The organism is Mycobacterium intracellulare ATCC 13950, from assembly GCF_000277125.1.
Taxonomy (GTDB): Bacteria; Actinomycetota; Actinomycetes; order Mycobacteriales; family Mycobacteriaceae; genus Mycobacterium; species Mycobacterium intracellulare.
Window position 1 is genome coordinate 3086684 of sequence record NC_016946.1, and the last position, 19715, is coordinate 3106398.

The following is a 19715-nucleotide window of genomic DNA, read 5'->3' on the forward strand; positions in this document are numbered from 1 at the left end:
GTCGCCACCATGAGATAGTGGCGATCGCAAGCGCGGCGCAGCCGGGCGCAGCGGGTCGCCACCATGAGCTAGTGGCGAGCGCCCAGTGACGACTACCAACACCGGCCGCCGGCGACGGGGCCGGCCCTCCGGAAACTCCGATACCCGGGAGCGGATACTGGCTAGCGCCCGGGAATTGTTCGCGCGCAACGGTATTCGTAACACGTCGATACGTGCGGTGGCCGCGTCGGCGGGGGTGGATTCGGCGTTGGTGCACCATTACTTCGGCACCAAGGAGCAGCTGTTCGCCGCGGCCGTCCACATCCCGGTCGATCCGATGGACGTCATCGGCCCGCTGCGCGAGGTGCCCGTCGAGGAGCTCGGCTACCAGATTCCGTCGATGTTGTTGCCGCTGTGGGATTCCGAGATCGGCGCGGCGTTCATCGCGACGCTGCGCTCGATCCTGGCGGGGTCGGAGATCAACCTGTTTCGCGCGTTCATTCAGGACGTGATCGCCGTCGAAGTCGGTGCCCGCGTGGACGATCCGCCGGGAAGCGGAATTATTCGCATCCAATTCGTGGCGTCGCAACTGGTGGGTGTGGTGATGGCGCGCTACATCCTGCAACTGGAGCCGTTCGCGTCGCTGCCGGCCGAGCAGGTCGCGCGAACCATCGCGCCCAACCTGCAGCGCTACCTCACTGGGGATCTGCCGGAGGGCCTTGCGCCATGAGCCGGGCGTGCTCGTCGTCGTCGACGTCGCGGGCCTCGTCGATCAGCAGCACCGGGATGCCGTCCTCGATCCGGTAGGCGCGGCGCAACCGGGGGTTGTAGAGCACTTCCCCACCGCCCGTTTGGGAGACCAACACCAGCGGGCCGCGGTCGGCCGGGCACACCAGGATGTTCAGCAGTGCGTCGTCGATCATGACCGCGCCCCGCTGAGCTCGGAACGCACCCCGGGAGTCAGCCGGCGGTAGTGTTCGGTCTCCGCATCGAAATACCAGACGTGCCGTCCCGCCTTGGGAATCCCGGCGGCCCGCAGCGCGCTGACGGTCGGGCGGTAGGTCGCGCTCAGCGTCATCTCCGGGACCACGCAGACGATGTCGGGCCCGAGCCCGATCGGGATCTTGGCGAAGGCCTCGGTCAGGTCGGCCGCCGTGATGGAGGCGCCCGGCAACAGCGTCACCGCCGACACCGCCACCTCGTGGTCGCGCACGGGCACGTTGTAGGTCACCGCGAGGTCGACGCCGTTGATGCAACCCAGCGCGTCGGTGACCGGCTCGGCGTAGACCAGCCCGCGCGGGGTCCGCACCACCGAGCCGCGCCGGCCCGCCAGCCAGTAGTCGCCGTCGTCGTCGCGGTAGAAGAGGTACTCGGTCGAGATCCAGGTATCGCCGGCGGCGAACACCCCGCGCTTGACGGAGGCGCTCGGATCGATCGGGCCGTTGGACGCGGCGAGCAGAACCCCGACCTGTTTGGGTTCGGCGATCTGCACGAAGCCCCGCTCGTTTTCCAGGATCAGGTCGTGTTCGGTGTCGTAGGCGCCCAACTCGATGCGCCCGGCACCCGGCAGCGGGCGGCCCTTGCTGCCGACCTTGGCGCCGGACACGTTGGCCAGCACCGCCTGACCGTCGGTGGTGGCGAAGAACTCGACGACGTGAGCGGGCGCGAACGCCTCGACGACACGCCCCCACAGCCCGGTCGGCATGCCGGAGCCGATGAACAGGCGCACCGGGTGGTTGCCGTGCAGGACGAAGGGCGGATCGGCCGGGTTGTCGAGGATCTCGCCGAGCATGGCCCAGGTGTAGGACACCACGGTGACGCCGTACTGGCGCACCTCCTGGATGAATCGGGTCCGGTCCAGGCCGCGCGACAGCGCGATGCGGGTGCCGCCGACCACCGCGCCACCCAGGCTGACCAGCAGCGCGGACTCGTGGTGCAGCGGTGTCAGGCAGTACACGGTGTCGCGGCGGTCGAGGGCGGCCGTCGAGGCCGTACCGAACGCCGAGACCGCCCAGCGGTAGTTGGTGATCTGCTTGGCCACCAGCTCGCCGCCGGCCGAGCTGAACGCGATGAACGCCAGGTCCCGGGCCAGCCCCGGGTTGGGCCGATACCAGCCGGGCAGCTCGACGGCGTCCGGGTCGATCTGTTCCATGTCGATGACCTGGGGCTGCTCGTCGGAGTCCTCGGGCAGGTGCAGGTCCCGCGTCTCGCCGCCGCCGAGCACCAGCACCTGCCGCAGCAGTTGGCCGTCCGACTCCAGCACCGCGTCGAGGTTGGTGGGGTCGGTGAGGATCTCGGTCACTCCCCCGAGCCGCACCGAGGCGGCCAGGTCGGCGTCGGGCCGCATCACCACCGCGATGGCGCCCAGGCGGGACAGCGCGGCGATGGCCACCAGCGCGCTGGGCCGGGTCTCCATCAGCACGCCGACCCGGTCGCCCTGGCGCACCCCGACCTCGATGAGGCCGCGGACGACGTTGTTGATGCGCCGGTTCACCGCCTCGTAGGTGTGCACCCGCCCGTCGAACAACAGGAATTCGCCCTGCGGGGCGTCGTGCGCCTGCTCCTCGATGATGCGGCCCAGCGAGATCCTGGTGTGGTCGTTGATCTGCCCCAGCCGGACCAGTCGCGGCAGCGTGCGGGCCGTTTCGACGGCCAGGGTGCGCACGGATTTGTTGGCCGCGACGACGGTGTTGGCCGCGCCGCGGACCATGCCCAGCGCCGCCTCGGAGGCCTCCCCGATGCCGTGCGCGAGCCGGGAGCTCAGCGCCACGCCGCTGTCGGTGTGCTCGGCGGGCTGGTCGGCCATCGGCGCGATGCTGGTGGGCTTATCGCCGCCGGCGGACAGCCATCGCACCCATTCCGCGACGGTCGGCCAGCTTTGTTGGGCCGCCTTGGACCCGACGACCAGGCCGAAGTGGCCCGTGCGGATGGTGGATTCGTAGACGTCGGCGTCCGGTGCCGCGCGCCGGATGCCGCGCACCGAGGCCGGCTGGCCGATGTCGTCGACCTCGCCGACGAAGGCCAGCACCGGGCAGGTGATGTCGGTCAGGGTGACCATCTGTCCGTTGACGGCGAAACCGCCGGTCATCATCCGGTTGTGGGCGATGAACTGCTTGAGCAGCTCGGAGATCGCGGGACCGGACCACGCGATCCAGCCTTCGCGTTCGAGGAAGCGCCGCTGCTGCTCGCGCGGCAGCAGCGCCTCGCGGTCGTGCAGCTGGCGGACGAAGTCGACCCGCGCCTTGGCGGTCTTGAGGGGGTCGAGCATCTGGAAGCCGGTGCGCGCCATCCAGCTGGGGATGGCCAGCCGGCTGAAGACGTGGTCGGCCATGAAGTTGGCGGCGGGCGCGGCGAAGTTTGCCGGGATGCCCATCGGCAGGGCGGCCAGGGTGTCGACCGGGGAGCCGAAGGTGACGATGCTGGCCAGGCTCTTCGAACGCCGGTAGGCGGCGACCTGGTAACACCACATGCCGCCCTGCGAATAGCCGACCAGATGGATGTCGCTGCCCGTGGTGTCCCGGACCGTGTCGATGGCCTGACTGAGCGCGACGATGTGATCGGCCAGCGTGCGGCGCATGCCGCCTTCGACCTTGTCGGGTTCGCCGAAGTCGATGACCCAGGGATCGAGCCCCCGGCTGTGCAGGATCCCCACCGCGCCTTCGTCGCGGGTGACGTCCCACATGTCGGCGGACATCATCATCGGATGCACCATCAGCACCGGCGGCCCGACGGGCGATTGGCCGGGCCGACTGTCCGGCGGGAAGTACCGCCGGAGCTTGTACATCGGCACGCTCTCGACGATCTGGGACGGCGACGGCACCGTGCCGGTTTCCAAGCCCCCCAGTCGCAAGACTTCCAGCCCGTTCTGCGCGGTAGCGATCAGCCGCGCGACCGGTCGTGTGACCATCGAAAGATTGACATCCACTGCTGCTCCCTGAGTCTTGACAGCTTGGACATCATGGCACATCTGGGCAGCTAGAAGGGCGGTGGTTACACCGATCCGGCGGCGGCGGGCGCCGTGCGGACAGACCCGCGCTCCGCTGGGAAGGCGGTGGCTCGCCGTCGGCTTCGGCCCCCGACTCGGCGTGTGCCGCGGCGGTAGGTCGTTAGCCACCGGCGCCCCGCCTGGTGGCTCGCTGTGAATCACCTGCGCGCCAGTTTGTCCGGCAGGGCACGGGGTACGCAGTCGATGCGCTTCGGTCACGACGCGTCGTCGCGACCGTTTCGGTTGAAATCCACAGCTGGGCGCTATGAGACCGCCGGACCGCGTTCCTTCCAGCCCGAAGGAGAGGTCACTGCATGACGCGATGGACGTACTCGGCCGGCACGGTCACGGCACACCCCAGCGCAGTGCCGCTGCGCACCCCACGACTCACCCAGGAAACCAGCCCGGGCCGGTGATCCGGCACGACGCAAGCGCAGAAGGGACTTCACATGTTGTTGCTCGGCAACGGCGGACGGCGCAAAGGCCGCACCGCCGGAAGTGACGGACTGGGCGAGGTCTCGCACCTGGCCGAGCGGGCGCTGTACGACGTCGCACACGGTCGTTTCGAACGCTCGCTGTCCGGGCTGACCGCCGTTGCGGCGCTCGTCACGACGGCCGAAATCTACTTCGAGCACTACAAGGCGAGCTTCGGCAACAAGTGGATGTGGAGCCCGATCGTGGTGACGCCGCCGGTGGTCGTCGCCGGCGTCGGGGGCGTGTTCTCGCGGCGCTGGGCCAAGCTGTGGCTCCCGATCACCGCCGGCATCTACACGGCAAACGGTCTGATGGGCGAATACCTGCACGCGCGCGGCGTCGCCCGCAAGCCGGGCGGATGGAAGCACGCGTCCTACAACGTGCCCATGGGCCCGCCGATCGCGGCGCCGGGATTGATGTGCATGGTCGGCGGGATGGGGCTGCTGGCGTCGATCCTGCGCCGCGAACGGTTCCGGGGTTAGGCATCGGGATCATCGAGATGGCTGACACCTCGCGCCCCGACCACCTGCCCAACCTGCGCCCCGACGGCAAGCCGCCGCACCCGTCCTGGCTGCCCAAGCAGCGCCGCGGCACCACGCCCCAGATGATCGGGCGCTACCCCGATTTCGACGTGCTGGAAACCGCCGGCACCTGGGACGAGGCCACCAGGAAAGTCGTGCTGGCCCGGCTCGAACCTCCCGGCCCCCTGCGGTTTTTCACCGCCGAAGAGGAGCCGTGCCTGCGCGCGTTCTGCGACACGGTGCTCGCGCAGGACGCCGAGCCGCGCGTCCCGGCGGCCGAATCGGTCGACTCCAAGCTCGCCGACGGGCGCCTCGACGGCTACCAGTACGCGGACATGCCCGACGACCGCGACACGTGGCGGTTGGTGCTGCGCGGGCTCGACGAGACCGCCGCCAGATACGGCGCATCCTCCTTCGCCGCCGCCGGGACCGAAACCCGCGAACAGATCGTCGGGCAGTTCTCGCAGGGCGAGCTGGAGGGCGGCGCCTGGGAGAACCTGAACGTCAAGCGCGCCTGGTCGGTGTGCATGCGAATGACGCTGTCCGGCTTCTACTCCCACCCGTGGGCCTGGAACGAGATCGGGTTCGGCGGCCCCGCCTACCCGCGCGGATTCATGCGCCTGGGCGGCGCCACCGGGCCCGACGCCGCGCGCGAACCGTACGAGATGCCCGGCGCCACCGACGAAGACCCCGTGCAAGTCGTGCAGAACGGTGAGGTGTGATGGGCGACTTCTGGCGGGGCCTGCTCAAGGGGGCCGTCGGCCCGAAGGACAACGAGTCGCGGTTCCTGCTCGACGTGCATTCGCGCGACCTGCCCGGCGAAAAGACCATGCGCCGCTACCGCGACGACGACGAGGTCGACCTGGTGGTCGTCGGGGCCGGCGCCGGCGGCTCGGTGCTGGCGCAGCGGCTGGCGCGTGCGGGCTGGCGGGTCGTGATCCTCGAGGCCGGCCCGTTCTGGCACCCCGACGAGGACTGGGTGTCCGACGAGGCCGGCTCCCACGCGCTGTACTGGACCCAGAAGCGCATCATCGGCGGTGACGACCCAATTGAGCTGGGCAAGAACAACTCCGGGCGCGGGGTGGGCGGCTCCATGGTGCACTACGCCGGCTACACCCCGCGGTTCCACCCCAGCGATTTCGCGACCCGCACCCTCGACGGGGTGGGCGCCGACTGGCCCCTGCGCTACGAGGACATCCGACCCCACTACGAGCAGGTCGAGCTCGAGTTGCCGGTGGCCGGCCAGAATTGGCCGTGGGGCGACCCGCATCGCTATCCCTTTGCCCCGCATCCTATTTCGGGGGCGGCAGCCAAAATCTGGCGGGGCGCGCTCAAGCTCGGCATCGAGATGCGGGTGGGGCCCGTGGGCATCGTCAACGGCACGTTCGGCAACCGCCCGCACTGCATCTACCGCGGCTACTGCCTGCAGGGCTGCAAGGTCAACGCCAAGGCCAGCCCTTACGTCACGCACCTTCCCGACGCGCTGGCCCACGACGTGGAGATCCGCGCCAACTGCATGGCCTCGCGCGTCGAACTCGACGAGACGGGCGCGGCGCGGGGTGTGGTCTACTACGACGAGGTGGGCGGCAAAGAACGGTTGCAGCGCGCCAAAGTTATTGCTGTAGCCGGGTATTCGATCGAAACACCGCGCCTGTTGTTGAACTCGGTGAGCGAGCGCTTTCCGAACGGGTTGGGCAACAACGACGATCAGGTCGGGCGCTACGTGATGGTGCAGGGCGCCACCCAGTCCGCGGGCCGCTGGTCCGAGGAGGTCCGGATGTACAAGGCGCCTCCCCCGGAGGTGACCTCCGAACAGTTCTACGAGACCGACCTCTCTCGCGGGTTCGCCCGTGGGTTCTCCATCCAGACGGTGTCGCCGATGCCCATCGGCTGGGCCGAACACGTGATGGCGGACGGGCACTGGGGCCGCGCCCTGCGCGAGTACATGCGCGACTACAACCACTGGGCGACCGTCGGCGTGCTCAACGAGTTGTTACCGCTGCCGGACAATCGGGTGACGCTGGCCGAAGAGAAGGACCCGTACGGCATCCCGGTCGCCCGGTTCGACTACACGCTCTGCGACAACGACAAGGCCAACATGGCCTACTCCACCAAGGTGATCGGCGACATCCTGCACGCCGCCGACGCCCAGGACGTGCTGACCATCGAGCGCTTCGCCCACCTGATCGGCGGCGCCCGCATGGGCACCGGGCCACAGAATTCGGTGGTCGACTCCGATCACCGGGTCTGGGGCGTGCCGAACCTGTTTCTCGCCGACGGCTCGGTGTGCCCCACCCAGGGTTCCGCCAATCCCGCGCTGACGATCATGGCGTTGGCCTCGCGGCTCGCCGAACGGATGGCCACCGGAAAGATCGATACCGGCGTGGGGCGGGGGTCGAAGGCTGGAGCCCGTGGCTGACCTGAAGATCGACACCGCGACCACCTTCGCCCCCCGCGTGCTGCGCGAGTACGCCCTGCTCGCAGACGGCGAGCGGGGCGCGCTGATCGGACCGCAAGGCGACGTGGCGTGGATGTGCGCGCCGCACTGGGATTCCGACGCCGTCTTCTCCAATCTCATTGGCGGCGGCGGGGTTTACGCCGTCACCCCGACCGACGTGCGGCACGTCTGGGGCGGCTACTACGAACCGGGCAGCCTGATCTGGCGCAACCGCTGGACCACCCGCGACGGCATCGTGGAATGCCGTGACGCGCTGGCCTTTCCGGGCGACCCGGACCGGGCGGTGCTGCTGCGGCGTCTCACCGGCTGCCGCGGGACGGCGCGGGTGCGGGTGCTGCTGGCGCCGAGTGCGGGATTCGGCCGGCACGGCCCCGGCAAGGCGACCGTTCATGACCGGGTGTGGAGCGCCCGCTCGGGGCCGCTGCGCTGGCGCTGGCAGGCCGGTTGCGACGCGCGCCCCGTCCGGGCCGCCCAGGAGAAGGGCGAGTTGCTCACCTGTGAGATCACGCTCGAGGAGGGCCAGCACCACGACCTGGTGCTCGAACTGTCGGAACACGCACTGCCCGACCAACCCCCGGACCCCGACCTGGCCTGGGAGGCCACCCCCGCGGCCTGGCAGCGCAGCGTGCCCGAGCTGAGCTGCACCATCGCGCCCCGCGACGGGCGCAGCTCCTACGCCGTGCTGCGGGGACTGACCAGCAGCGGCGGCGGCATGGTCGCCGCCGCCACCATGAGCCTGCCCGAACGCGCGCACTCCAACCAGAATTACGACTACCGCTATTCCTGGATCCGCGACCAGGTGTACGCGGGCATGGCCGCCGCCGCCGTCGGCACGACCGAGCTGCTCGACCGGGCAGTGGAGTTCATCAGCGCCCGGCTGCTCGAGGACGGCCCGAACCTCAAGCCCGCCTACACCATTACCGGCGGCGCCGTGCCCGGGGAGGAAACGCTCGACCTGCCCGGCTATCCCGGCGGCGCCGACAAGATCGGCAACTGGGTCAATCAGCAATTCCAGCTGGATGCCTTCGGCGAGGCGCTCCAGCTGCTGGCCAAGGCGGGCGCCGCCGACCGACTCGATGCCGACGGCTGGCGCGCGGCGCAGACCGCGATCAAGGCCATCGAAAAGCGTTGGCGCGAACCGGATGCCGGCGTCTGGGAGATCGACAACGAGCGCTGGACGCAGTCACGTCTGGCCTGCGTGGGGGGGTTACGCGCCGTCGCGAAACTGGCCGGCGCCGGACCCGAGGTGGCCGCGTGCGCTCCGCTGGCCGACGCGATCCTCGCCGAGACCGCATCGGAAAGCCTGCACCCGCACGGGTATTGGCAACGCAGCCCCGGGCAGAAGGGGGTCGACGCATCGCTGCTGCTGCCGCCGGTGCGCGGGGCCGTGCCCGCCGACGACCCGCGGACCATCGCCACGCTGGACGCCGTTCGCCGGGAACTCGCCGACGACGGGTTCGTCTACCGCTTCCGGCACGACGAACGCGACCTCGGCGACGCCGAGGGAGCGTTCCTGCTCTGCGGGTTCATGATGGCGCTGGCCGAACACCAACAGGGCCATGCCCATTGCGCGATGCGGTGGTTCGAGCGCAACCGCACCGCCTGCGGGCCGCCGGGCCTGTTCTGCGAGGAATACGACGTGCAGCAGCGCCAGCTCCGCGGCAACCTCCCCCAGGCGTTCGCGCACGCGCTGATGCTGGAATGCACTGCCACCCTCACCGACGACGCCGCCCACCATGACTGATCGGGTGCCCGACACCGAGCGAAAGGGATTGCGATGACTCAGACAGTGGTGATCACGGGAGCCAGCGCCGGCATCGGTCGCGCCACCGCGAAGGAGTTCGGGCAGCGCGGCGCGAACGTCGCCCTGCTCGCCCGCGGCGCCGCCGGGCTGGAAGGCGCGGCCCGTGACGTCGAGAACGGCGGCGGCAAAGCCCTGGCCATCCCGACCGACGTGGCCGACCACGCGGCCGTCGTCGCCGCCGCCGACGAGGCCGAAGCCGCGTTCGGTCCCATCGACGTGTGGGTCAACGTCGCGTTCACCTCGGTGTTCGCGCCGTTCACCGAGATCAGCCCCGAGGAGTTCAAGCGCGTGACCGAGGTGTCCTACCTCGGCTACGTGCACGGCACCATGGCCGCGCTGGCCAAGATGCGCCCCCGCGACCGCGGCACCATCGTGCAGGTCGGCTCCGCGCTCGGGCAACGATCCATCCCGCTCCAATCGGCCTACTGCGGAGCCAAACACGCCATCAACGGGTTCACCGAGTCGGTGCGCTGCGAGCTGCTTCACGAGGGCTCGAAGGTGCGGATCACCGTGGTGCAGATGCCCGCGGTCAACACCCCGCAGTTCTCGTGGGTGCTGTCCCGGCTGCCCCGCCACCCCCAACCGGTGCCGCCGATCTATCAGCCCGAGGTCGCCGCCCGCGGCGTGCTGTACGCCGCGGATCACCCAGGGCGCAAACAGTATTGGGTCGGCGATTCGACCATGGTGACGCTGCTGGCGCAGAAGTTCGTCGCGCCGCTGCTGGACCGCTACCTCGGCCGCACCGGATACGACTCGCAGCAGACCGAGGAGCACGTCAGCGCCGGCCGGCCCCACAACCTCTGGGAACCGCTCGACTCGCAACCCGGCAGCGATCACGGCGCCCGCGGCGAATTCGACGACGAGTCGCACACCCACAGCCCGCAGCTGTGGGCGTCGCAGCACCCGGTCGTCAGCGGCACCGGCGCGCTGGGCGCCGCGGGTGTGGGCGCGTGGCTCGCGGCGCGCGCCGGCCGCCGGTGGGCGCGATGACGACCGCCGCCCGGCTCGACACGACCATCGACGAGGTCACCGCGCAGGTCTACAAGATCCCCACCGACGCACCGGAAGCCGACGGGACCCTGGCCTGGTCGTCGACCACGCTGGTGCTGGCCGAGGTGTCGGCCGGAGGCGAGCGCGGAATCGGCTACACCTATGGCGACGGCGCCTGCGGCAAGCTGATCACCGGGCCGCTGGCCGGCACGCTCACCGGGCACAACGCCATCGACATCCCCGCCCGGTGGGAGTCGATGGTCAAGGCGATGCGCAACAACGGGCGGCCGGGGTTGGTGTCGTGCGCGATCTCGGCGATCGACACCGCGCTGTGGGACCTCAAGGGCAAGCTGCTGGGGCTGCCGGTGTGCCGACTTCTCGGCATGGCGCATCCCGCGGTGCCGATCTACGGCAGCGGCGGCTTCACCACGTACGACGAACGCACCACCCGCGCCCAGCTCGAACGCTGGGTCGACGAGTGGCAGATCCCGCGCGTCAAAATCAAGATCGGCGAGTCATGGGGCTCCGACGAGCGTCGCGATCTTGATCGAATCGCCTTGGCGCGCAAGGTGATCGGTCCCGACACCGAACTCTACGTCGACGCCAACGGGGCCTACCAACGCAAGCAGGCGATCCGGGTGGCCCACGCCATGGCCGATCACGACGTCACGTGGTTCGAAGAACCCGTCTCCTCGGACGACCTGGCCGGGCTCCGCGAGGTGCGCGACCAGGTGACCCCGGACGTCACCGCCGGCGAATACGGCTATGACCTGGCCTATTTCCACCGAATGCTGGCCGCCGGCGCGGTCGACTGCCTGCAGATCGACGTCACCCGCTGCGGGGGCATCACCGACTGGGTGCGCGCCGCCGCCGTGGCCGCCGCCCGCAACGTGGACGTCTCCGGGCATTGCGCCCCCAACCTGCACGCCCACGTCGCCACCGCCATCCCGAATCTGCGGCACCTGGAGTACTTCCACGATCACCACCGCATCGAGCACATGCTCTTCGAGTGCGCGCTCGCCCCCGAGGGCGGCGCCCTGCGGCCGGATCAACACCGGCCCGGGTTCGGCCTGGAGTTCAAGCACAGCGACGCCGAGCGGTACCGGGTGGCCTGAGAACCCCGCCGCTGCCGGCAGGCATGGACGGGGCCAAAAACGGGAACCGATACGCCAGGGTTTTCACAAACGGAAATGGAGCAAGGCGCGATGACAGTGAACTCGGACGACGAAACCGTGGAGCGCCACGAGGCGCTCATGCGTGACGTCGTCGAGGAGAGCGACCTCAGCGCGGTCGACTCGGTGCTCGGTCTCGGCGATCCGCAGCGCGTCGGCCGGTTCCGGTTCTTTCTGGACGGCCATCGCTGGGAATGGTCGGACGCGGTTGCGCGCATGCACGGCTACAAGCCCGGACAGGTGCAGCCCACCACGGAACTGTTGCTGCAACACAAGCATCCCGAGGACCGCGAACGGGTAGCGGCCGTGCTGGAGCGGGTGATGAAGGGGAAGCCGTTCAGCAGCCGGCACCGCATCATCGACACCGCCGGGCGCACCCACTGCGTCGTCGTCGCCGGGGATCGGATGGTCGACGACGCCGGTGCGCTGGCCGGCACGTCCGGCTTCTACGTCGACGTCACCGACTCGCTGCACACCGACATCACCAATGTGCTGTCGGCGGTCGCCGACGCCCGAGCCCGCATCGAGCAGGCCAAGGGCGTGCTGATGGTCACCTACGGCATTTCCGCCGAGCGGGCGTTCGACATCCTGGTGTGGCGTTCCCAGGAGTCCAACCTCAAGGTGCGCGACGTCGCCGGCCGCTTCCTGGACGCCGTGGCCAGCAAGGCGTCAGCGGAAACGCAAAGCCATGTGGACCAGGCGCTGCTGACGCTGGAATAGCACGCGCCAGTAGGGTCGGGCCGGTGGCGCACCTACTCGGAGCCGAGGCCGTACACCTCGAATACCCGACCCGGGCGGTGTTCGGGTCGATCACGCTCGGGGTCAACGACGGCGCGCGAATCGGCATCGTCGGGCGCAACGGCGACGGCAAGTCCAGCCTGCTGCGGCTGCTCACCGGCCAGCAACAGCCCGACTCCGGCCGGGTCACCCGGCGCAGCGGGCTGCGGGTCGGCGCGCTAAGCCAGGCCGACACCCTGGACCCCGACCACACCGTGGGGTGGACCCTGGTCGGCGACGCCGCCGAACACCAGTGGGCCGGCGACCCGCGGGTCCGCGACGTGGTCACCGGGCTGGTCTCCGACATCGCTTGGGACGCAACGGTTGCCACGCTCTCCGGTGGGCAGCGCCGGCGGGTGCAGCTGGCCAGGTTGCTGGTGGGCGAATGGGACGTCATCGCGCTCGACGAGCCCACCAACCACCTGGACATCGAGGGGATCAGCTGGCTGGCCGGCCACCTGAAGGGGCGCTGGGCGCGCAACACCGGCGGGCTGCTGCTGGTCACCCACGACCGCTGGTTCCTCGACGAGGTCGCCACCACGACGTGGGAGGTGCACGACGGGATCGTCGAGCCGTTCGACGGCGGGTACGCGGCCTATGTGCTGCAGCGCGTCGAGCGAGACCGGATGGCCGCCGTCGCCGAAGCCAAGCGGCAGAACCTGATGCGCAAGGAGCTGGCGTGGCTGCGTCGCGGCGCCCCGGCGCGGACCTCCAAGCCCAAGTTCCGGATCGAGGCCGCCAACCAGCTGATCGCCGACGTGCCGCCGCCGCGTGACACCGTCGAGTTGGCCAAGCTGGCGAGCGCCCGGCTCGGCAAGGACGTGATCGATCTGCTCGACGTGTCGGTCTCGTTTGGCGGCCGGCCGGTGCTGCGCGACGTCGAGTGGCGGATCGCCCCGGGCGAGCGCACCGGCATCGTCGGGGCCAACGGCGCCGGGAAGTCCACGCTGCTGGGGTTGATCGACGGCACGATCGCGCCCGATGCCGGCCGCATCAAACGCGGCAAGACGGTGCGGCTGGCGGTCCTCGACCAACAGGGCGACGCGCTGGGCGCGGTCGACGACGACCGGATCGCCGACGTGCTGGGCCGGCTGCCCGGCGCCTACCAGGTCGACGGCCGTGAGGTGACCCCGGCTCAGCTGCTCGAGCGGCTCGGCTTCGGACGCGGCCAGCTGTCCGCCCGCGTGGCGGATCTCTCCGGCGGCGAGCGTCGGCGGCTGCAGCTGATGCTCACGTTGCTGTCCGAGCCCAACGTGTTGCTGCTCGACGAGCCGACCAACGACGTGGACACCGACACGCTGGCGGCAATGGAGGATCTGCTCGACTCCTGGGCGGGAACGCTGATCGTCGTCTCGCACGACCGCTATCTGCTGGAGCGGGTCACCGATCAGCAGTACGCGGTGCTCGACGGCCGGTTGCGGCACCTGCCCGGCGGCGTCGACGAGTACCTGCGGCTGGCCGAGCGGCGGCAGGACGGGGCGGGCACCGAAGAGGCGCGGCCGGCGCAGGCTTCGCGGTCGGCGCAGGAGTCGCAGCCGTCGCAGGCGTCGCGGCCCGCGATGTCGGGCGCCCAGCGCCGCGCCGCCGAGAAAGAAGTAGCCTCCCTCGACCGCCAGCTCGCGCGGCTCGCGGACCGGATCGAGGACAAACACCACGAACTCGCCGCCCACGACCAGTCCGACCATGTCGGCATCACCCGGCTCACGCAGGAGCTGCGCGCGCTCGAAGACGAGGTCGCCGCGACCGAGAGCCGTTGGCTGGAGCTTTCGGAATTGCTCGAATAGCGGTGAGCGGCTACAGCTTTCGTGATGCGGTGTAGGTGTGCGACCTGGTGGTGTGAACGAATTTCGTTATGCCCCACTGTGTTTGATCGCCAGCACTGACCGGGCTAGTTGTTTGTCGGTGGTGGTTGGGGTTGGAAGGGGTCATACCACCACCAGTCGGCGCGCTCACCGGTAGGTCCCGGACACGGCGGCACCGCGGGCGGGGGTCGGGTGGGTGGGTGTGCCAGTGATCCCGGGCTCAGGATTTGGCCGGCCTCGTCGGTGACGGTCAGGGCGTCGGCGGGTCCGGTGAGGGTGATGGCGCCCCGGTGATGCAACCGGTGGTGATACGGGCAGACCAGCACCAGGTTGGCCAACTCCGTGGGGCCACCGTCTTCCCAGTGCCACAGGTGATGCGCGTGCAGGCCACGGCTGGCCCCACAACCGGGCACCACACAGGTGCGGTCGCGGTACTCCAGCGCGCGGCGCAGCCGCCGATTGATCACCCGCGTGGTCCGGCCGGCACCGATGACCTCACCCTCGCGTTCAAACCACACCTCACAGGTGGCATCACAGGTCAACAAGCGACGCTCGGCATCCGAGAGCAGCGGACCCAAATGCAGGGTTGCCGCGCGCTGCCCGACGTCGAGGTGGGCCACCACGGTGGTGTGCTGCCCATGGGGGCGGCGGGTGGCCTCGGCGTCCCAGCCCGCCTCCACCAGCCGCATCAACGCATCGACGGTGCTCGGCAACGGCGGCCGCTGATCGGATGAACCCGCGCCGTTTGCGTGGTCGTGTTTCCACTCGGCGATCAGCGCCTCACGATGAGACGCCAAAGCGGCGTCGAACTTCGCGGCATCCAAGTGGCCCAGCATGATCCGATAACAGGCGCCCCACTCGGTGGCGGTCGTAGTGATCGAACGCTCCGGCTCGATCTCGGGCCCAGGTTCGGACTCGGACTCTGACTCGGACCGAGGTTCAGGTTCGGGTCGCGGTTCCAGCTTCACCGCGGTACGCAACTGACTGACCGTCGCCACCGCGGCCAGCTGCGCGTAATGCTCATCAGATCCCTCACCCGCGCGCGCCGCGATCACCCCAACCTGATCGGCCGACAACCGACCCTCCCGCAGGCCGGCGGCGCAGCGCGGAAACTCCTCGAGCCGGCCCGCAATCGCGGCCAGCGTGTGCGCATTGGCCGACGAACACCCCAGCTTCCAGGCCACCAACGCCGGCACCGAGCGCGCCCCGGTCACACCACACAACCCGTCACGATCAATCTCGGCCACGATCTCCACAACGCGCCCATCAATCGCATTGCGCTGACCCGCCAACTCCGCCAACTCCCCAAACAACACCTCAAGACGGTCACTCGCAGTGACCACCACAGCCTCAGCGGACGCGATCGACGACATGCTGTCATCATCACAGCCACCACCGACAACACCGGCCGCCTACGGAAGCGACCCGCTCAGTGCCAGCGCAGCAGCACCAGTTCGGACCCGAAGCCGGGTCCCGTCGCGATCATCAGCCCGGGGCTTCCGCCGGGCGGTGGCTTGGCGATGGTGTCCCGCAGGATGTGCAGCACCGACGCGGACGACAGGTTCGCGATTTCGCCGAGCGAGCGCCAGGTCAGCTCGTGCGCCTCCGGCGGCAGCTCGAGGCACTTGGCGATGGTGTTGATGACTTTGGGGCCGCCGGGGTGCGTCACCCAGGCGCCGACGTCGTCCTTGGTCAGCTGGTGCGCGGCGAGGAACCGGCTCACGTCGTCGGCCAGGTACCGGTCGATGACGGCGGGCAGTTCCGGCGACATCACCAGCTGGATGCCGGCCGAGCCGACGTTCCAGCCCATGATGTGCAGCGATTCGGGGTACAGGCGGCTGCGCGAATCGAGGATGTCGGGCCCGGCCGAGCTCAGCTGCTCGGCGCGACGGTCGCCGACGGCGACCACCGCGGCGGCGCCATCGCCGAACATCGCGGTCCCGACCAGCCCCGACACCGTCGGGCCGACCGCGGGGAAGGTCAGCGAGCACAGCTCGACCGATACCAGGGCGGCGACGCCGTCGGGGGCGCCACGCAGGTAGTCGTGCAGCCTGCCGACCCCCGCCGCCCCGCCGGCGCAGCCCAGCCCGAACAGCGGCACGCGGCGCACGTCCGGGCGCAGGCCGAGGCGCCCGACGATCCGGGCGTCGAGCGACGGCACCGCGACGCCGGTGACGGTCGTGGTGACGATCGTGTCGATGTCTTGCGGGACGAGCCCCGCCTCGTCGAGGGCGCCGAGCAGCGCGTCGCAGCCCAGTTCCACGGCCTTGTCGATGAAGACCTCGTTGGCCTCACCGAAGTCGGTCAGCGCGTGGTACCGCTCGAGCGGCACGACGAAGTGGCGGCTGTTGACCTTGGCGGCAGCGTGCAGACGCCGGACGATCTCTTCATGTTCCTTCAACGCGGGGAACTCGACGATGTGGTCGGTGATTTCGCGTTGGCTGTAGCGATGCGGCGGCAAAGCGCCGAACACACCCGCGATGACGCTCATGCTCTACTCTCTTGATTGCCAACCAACGTGAACACGATTCCGCGTAATGCCGGAAGTTTATTCGGTTGGCTGTGGTCTTGCAAAAGTTTCTGGTATTCAACACATGTCAGATTGACTGCGCGTGGTGTACGCGTAATCATGTCCGCCAGCGGGGAATTCGTCATTCGATTTCGTCGTCTTCCGCCGCATCGAGCGCCATGGCGATTAAATCGTCGGGGCTCAAAGAATCGATATCGTCACCGCTGGGACCGGGTTCATTTGCGTCGCCGTCGGGTGTTTCCGGCACACCGGCGAGTAATAGGAGTTTGTCGAGCAATCCCGTTCTGCGAAGTTCACGCACAGGAATCCTCCTCAGCGCGGACCATAGTTTTTCGTCGTCGGATTCCTCGCGATCGTCATGGAGTAGTTGCCGGCGAAGATGATCGGCCAGCGCGGCCGGGGTCGGGTAGTCGAAGATCACAGTGCGTGACAACGCCGTCCCGGCATGTGTGGTGAGGCGGTTGCGCAATTCGACCCCGGTCAGTGAGTCGAACCCGAGGTCGCCGAAGGCGCGGTCGTGGTCGATGGCCTGTCCGCCCGGATATCCCAGCACGGCCGCCGCGTGCTCGCACACCAACCCGAGCAGCACACGCTGCTGTTCGTCGCGCGGCAGGCCGTGCAACCGCTGGGCCAAGTCGGGCGAGCGCGTCACGGTGGCGGGCGCGGCCCCCGATCCCCCCGGCCCGCGCCCGTCGCCGAGCCAAAACCTGTCTCGCGCAAAGCCATACGTCGGCAATTCAACCCGCCGCGCGTTCAAGCCGGCGAAGACGCCCGCCCAGTCGAGGTCGAGTCCGCGGGTGAACAGCTGCCCGGCGGCGGCCAGGGTCGATTCCGTCTCGGGGCGGTCCTTGGGCATGGTGGCCAGCGACGCCGCCCGCTCGGCGCTCAGTGATTGGTCCACGGCGGCGGTCAGCGCCGCGCCCGGTCCCAGCTCGAGGAAAATCGCGGCGCCGCCCGCCTCGGCGGCGCGCACCCCCTCGAAGAAGCGCACCGGCCGGCGCACGTGTTCCACCCAGTACTGCGCCGATCCGTACTCGGCATCGGCCGGCCGCCCGGTCAGGTTCGAGACCAACTCGACTCGGGGGCGCCGCGGTTCGATGCCGGCCGCCGCCGCGGAAAACTCGCCCAGCATGGGCTCCATCAGTGGGGAATGAAACGCGTGGGAGACCGCCAACCGGTGTACGCGCCGACCGGTTTGCGCCAGCCGATCGGCCAGCGCCGCGACCGGTGTCTGTTCGCCGGAGAGCACCACCGACTGCGGGCCGTTGACCGCCGCGATGCTCACCCCACCGTCCATCAACGCGGCCACCTCGGCCTCGCCGGCGCCGACCGCCACCATCACCCCACCGGCCGGCAGCCGTCCCATCAGCCGGCCGCGGGCCGCCACCAGCCGGGCCGAATCGGGCAGCGACAGCGCCCCGGCCACGCACGCCGCGGTGATCTCCCCCACCGAATGTCCCATCACCACATCCGGTGCGACACCGAAGGATTGCCACAGCGCCGCCAGCGCGATCCCCAACGCGAACAATGCCGGCTGGGCAAACTCCGTGCTCTGCAACAACTCCGGGTCCGCGCCCCACATCACCTCGCGCAAGGGCAGCCGCACATGCCCGTCCACCACTTCGACGGCCTCGTCGAAGGTGCGGGCGAACACCTCGAAGCGGTCGTAGAGTTGGCGCCCCATCCCGAGCCACTGCGAACCCTGGCCGGGAAAGACGAACACCGTCTTGCCCGGCGGCATGCCCCGGCCCACCGACACACCCGAATGTGGCTGCCCCGCCGCCAGCGCCGCCAATCCCGTTGCCAGCTCCCCACGATTGCCACCCACCACGACCGCGCGGTGCTCGAAAGACGCCCGGGTGCTGACCAATGACCAGCCCACGTCGAGGGGGGTGAGATCCTCCCGCTCGGCCAGGTGGTCCGACAGCCGCCGCGCCTGGTTGGTGAGCGCACGTTCGGATCGGGCCGAGAGCACCCACGGCACCGTGAGGCCTGGGTCCGATTGCGCCGCATCGGGTTGGGCGGGAGGCTGTTCCACGACGAGGTGCGCGTTCGTCCCGCCCATGCCGAACGATGACACCCCGGCCCGCCGCGGGTGGCGCGTGGACGGCCAGGGCACCGCCACGGTATTGACTTGCAGTCCAAGGCGATTCAGATCCACCTCGGGATCTGGGCCGGCATGGTTGAGGCTCGGCGGAATCGTCGAATGGTGGATCGACAGGACGGCCTTGAGCAGACCCGTCACGCCGGCGGCGCCGCCGGCGTGGCCGATGTTGGTCTTCACCGATCCCACCCGCACCGGATCGTGTGCGCGCACGCCGAAAACCTCACCCAGCGCTTGGGCTTCGATCGCGTCACCCACTTTGGTTCCCGTGCCGTGGGCCTCGACGTAGTCGATGTCCGCCGCGTCGAGGCCGGCGTCGGCGAGCGCGCCGCGGATCACGTCGGCCTCGCCACGCGCCGACGGCACGGTCTGGCCGGCCGGGCTGTGCCCGGCGTTGGCGACGGCGCTGCCGCGAATGACGGCGTGGATGCGATCGCCGTCGTCGAGCGCGGCCGGCAGGGGCTTCAGCAGCACCAGCCCCGCGCCCTCACCGCGCACGTAACCGTCGGCGCGCCGATCGAAAGCGTAGGTGTGGCCGGACACCGACACGGCACCGAATTCCCGTTCCAGCATGGCGATTTCGTCGGCCAGGTTGAGGTGAACCCCGCCCGCGATGGCCAGCGACGACTGCCCGGTCCGCACGCTTTCGCATCCGAGGTGCACCGCCACCAGAGACGAGGACTGGCCGGAGTCGACGGTCATGCTGGGCCCCTGCAGCCCGAAGGCATACGAGATCCGGTTGGCGATCATCGCCCGGCTGATGCCGGTGAACGTGTGGTGGTCGAGGTTGTCGGCGAGGTCGCGCAGCGTCAGCGCGGCGTAGTCATCCGTCATCACCCCGAGGTACACCGAAACCGGTTCTGTCCGCAGTGTGTCGGGAACGATGAATGCGTTCTCGAACAGCTCCCAGGTCAATTCGAGGGCCAGCCGTTGCCTCGGGTCCATCGCGCACGCCTCGCGCGGCGACAGGTTGAAGAAGTCGGCGTCGAATTGCTGCGCCTCCCCGGCGAATTGGGTGTTCTCCCGCCCGTCGCGGATGAGCCGCCACAAGGCCTCGGGGCCGGCCGCTCCGGGGAACTTGCACGCCAGCCCGATGATCGCTACGTCTGTCGAGGCCAA

At 69.6% G+C, this 19715-nt stretch carries 14 protein-coding genes; 9 read left to right on the forward strand and 5 right to left on the reverse strand.

Annotated features, from left to right (window positions below):
- Positions 1–85: 85 nt before the first annotated feature.
- On the forward strand, positions 86–709 hold the full coding sequence (locus OCU_RS39180) for a TetR/AcrR family transcriptional regulator (RefSeq protein ID WP_009953469.1): 624 nt from the start codon (positions 86–88) through the stop codon (positions 707–709).
- Here OCU_RS39180 and OCU_RS39185 read toward each other — a convergent pair.
- Positions 675–902, reverse strand: a complete 228-nt coding sequence (locus tag OCU_RS39185; RefSeq protein WP_009953467.1) for a Trm112 family protein — start codon at positions 900–902, stop codon at positions 675–677. The two genes, OCU_RS39180 and OCU_RS39185, sit on opposite strands and share 35 nt — an antisense overlap.
- On the reverse strand, positions 899–3946 hold the full coding sequence (locus OCU_RS39190) for an acyl-CoA synthetase (protein WP_085977672.1): 3048 nt from the start codon (positions 3944–3946) through the stop codon (positions 899–901). The genes OCU_RS39185 and OCU_RS39190 overlap by 4 nt, the downstream gene beginning before the upstream one ends.
- Before the next feature lie 467 nt (positions 3947–4413).
- On the opposite strand from OCU_RS39190, the gene OCU_RS39195 reads away from it, so the two are divergent.
- From OCU_RS39195 to OCU_RS39230, 8 genes are all read left to right on the forward strand, one after another.
- On the forward strand, positions 4414–4920 hold the full coding sequence (locus OCU_RS39195) for a hypothetical protein (RefSeq protein ID WP_009953465.1): 507 nt from the start codon (positions 4414–4416) through the stop codon (positions 4918–4920).
- Between the two features lie 17 nt (positions 4921–4937).
- Entirely contained in the window at positions 4938–5681 is a 744-nt protein-coding gene (locus OCU_RS39200) for a gluconate 2-dehydrogenase subunit 3 family protein (protein WP_009953464.1), read from the forward strand.
- Positions 5681–7378, forward strand: a complete 1698-nt coding sequence (locus tag OCU_RS39205) for a GMC family oxidoreductase (RefSeq protein WP_009953463.1) — start codon at positions 5681–5683, stop codon at positions 7376–7378. The genes OCU_RS39200 and OCU_RS39205 overlap by 1 nt, the downstream gene beginning before the upstream one ends.
- On the forward strand, positions 7371–9161 hold the full coding sequence (locus tag OCU_RS39210; protein WP_008257603.1) for a glycoside hydrolase family 15 protein: 1791 nt from the start codon (positions 7371–7373) through the stop codon (positions 9159–9161). The genes OCU_RS39205 and OCU_RS39210 overlap by 8 nt, the downstream gene beginning before the upstream one ends.
- A gap of 33 nt (positions 9162–9194) precedes the next feature.
- Entirely contained in the window at positions 9195–10211 is a 1017-nt protein-coding gene (locus OCU_RS39215) for an SDR family oxidoreductase (RefSeq protein ID WP_014380313.1), read from the forward strand.
- A complete protein-coding gene (locus OCU_RS39220) occupies positions 10208–11326 on the forward strand; it encodes an enolase C-terminal domain-like protein (RefSeq protein WP_044059240.1) in 1119 nt (372 codons plus the stop codon). The genes OCU_RS39215 and OCU_RS39220 overlap by 4 nt, the downstream gene beginning before the upstream one ends.
- Before the next feature lie 90 nt (positions 11327–11416).
- Positions 11417–12103 carry a PAS and ANTAR domain-containing protein gene (locus tag OCU_RS39225; RefSeq protein WP_029385522.1) on the forward strand — a complete coding sequence of 229 codons (687 nt, stop codon included), beginning with the start codon at positions 11417–11419 and terminating at the stop codon, positions 12101–12103.
- Positions 12104–12126: 23 nt separating this feature from the next.
- On the forward strand, positions 12127–13944 hold the full coding sequence (locus OCU_RS39230) for an ABC-F family ATP-binding cassette domain-containing protein (RefSeq protein WP_009957485.1): 1818 nt from the start codon (positions 12127–12129) through the stop codon (positions 13942–13944).
- Positions 13945–14048: 104 nt separating this feature from the next.
- Here the strand turns inward: OCU_RS39230 and OCU_RS39235 are convergent, their stop codons facing one another.
- The 3 genes from OCU_RS39235 to OCU_RS39245 form a co-directional block, all read right to left on the reverse strand.
- Positions 14049–15335 (reverse strand): HNH endonuclease signature motif containing protein, encoded by a 1287-nt coding sequence (locus OCU_RS39235; RefSeq protein WP_014380316.1) that lies wholly within the window; start codon positions 15333–15335, stop codon positions 14049–14051.
- Positions 15336–15391: 56 nt separating this feature from the next.
- Positions 15392–16453, reverse strand: a complete 1062-nt coding sequence (locus tag OCU_RS39240; RefSeq protein ID WP_014380317.1) for a type III polyketide synthase — start codon at positions 16451–16453, stop codon at positions 15392–15394.
- A 160-nt stretch (positions 16454–16613) separates the two neighbouring features.
- Complete coding sequence (locus OCU_RS39245) at positions 16614–19715, reverse strand: type I polyketide synthase (protein WP_036459112.1); 3102 nt, start codon at positions 19713–19715, stop codon at positions 16614–16616.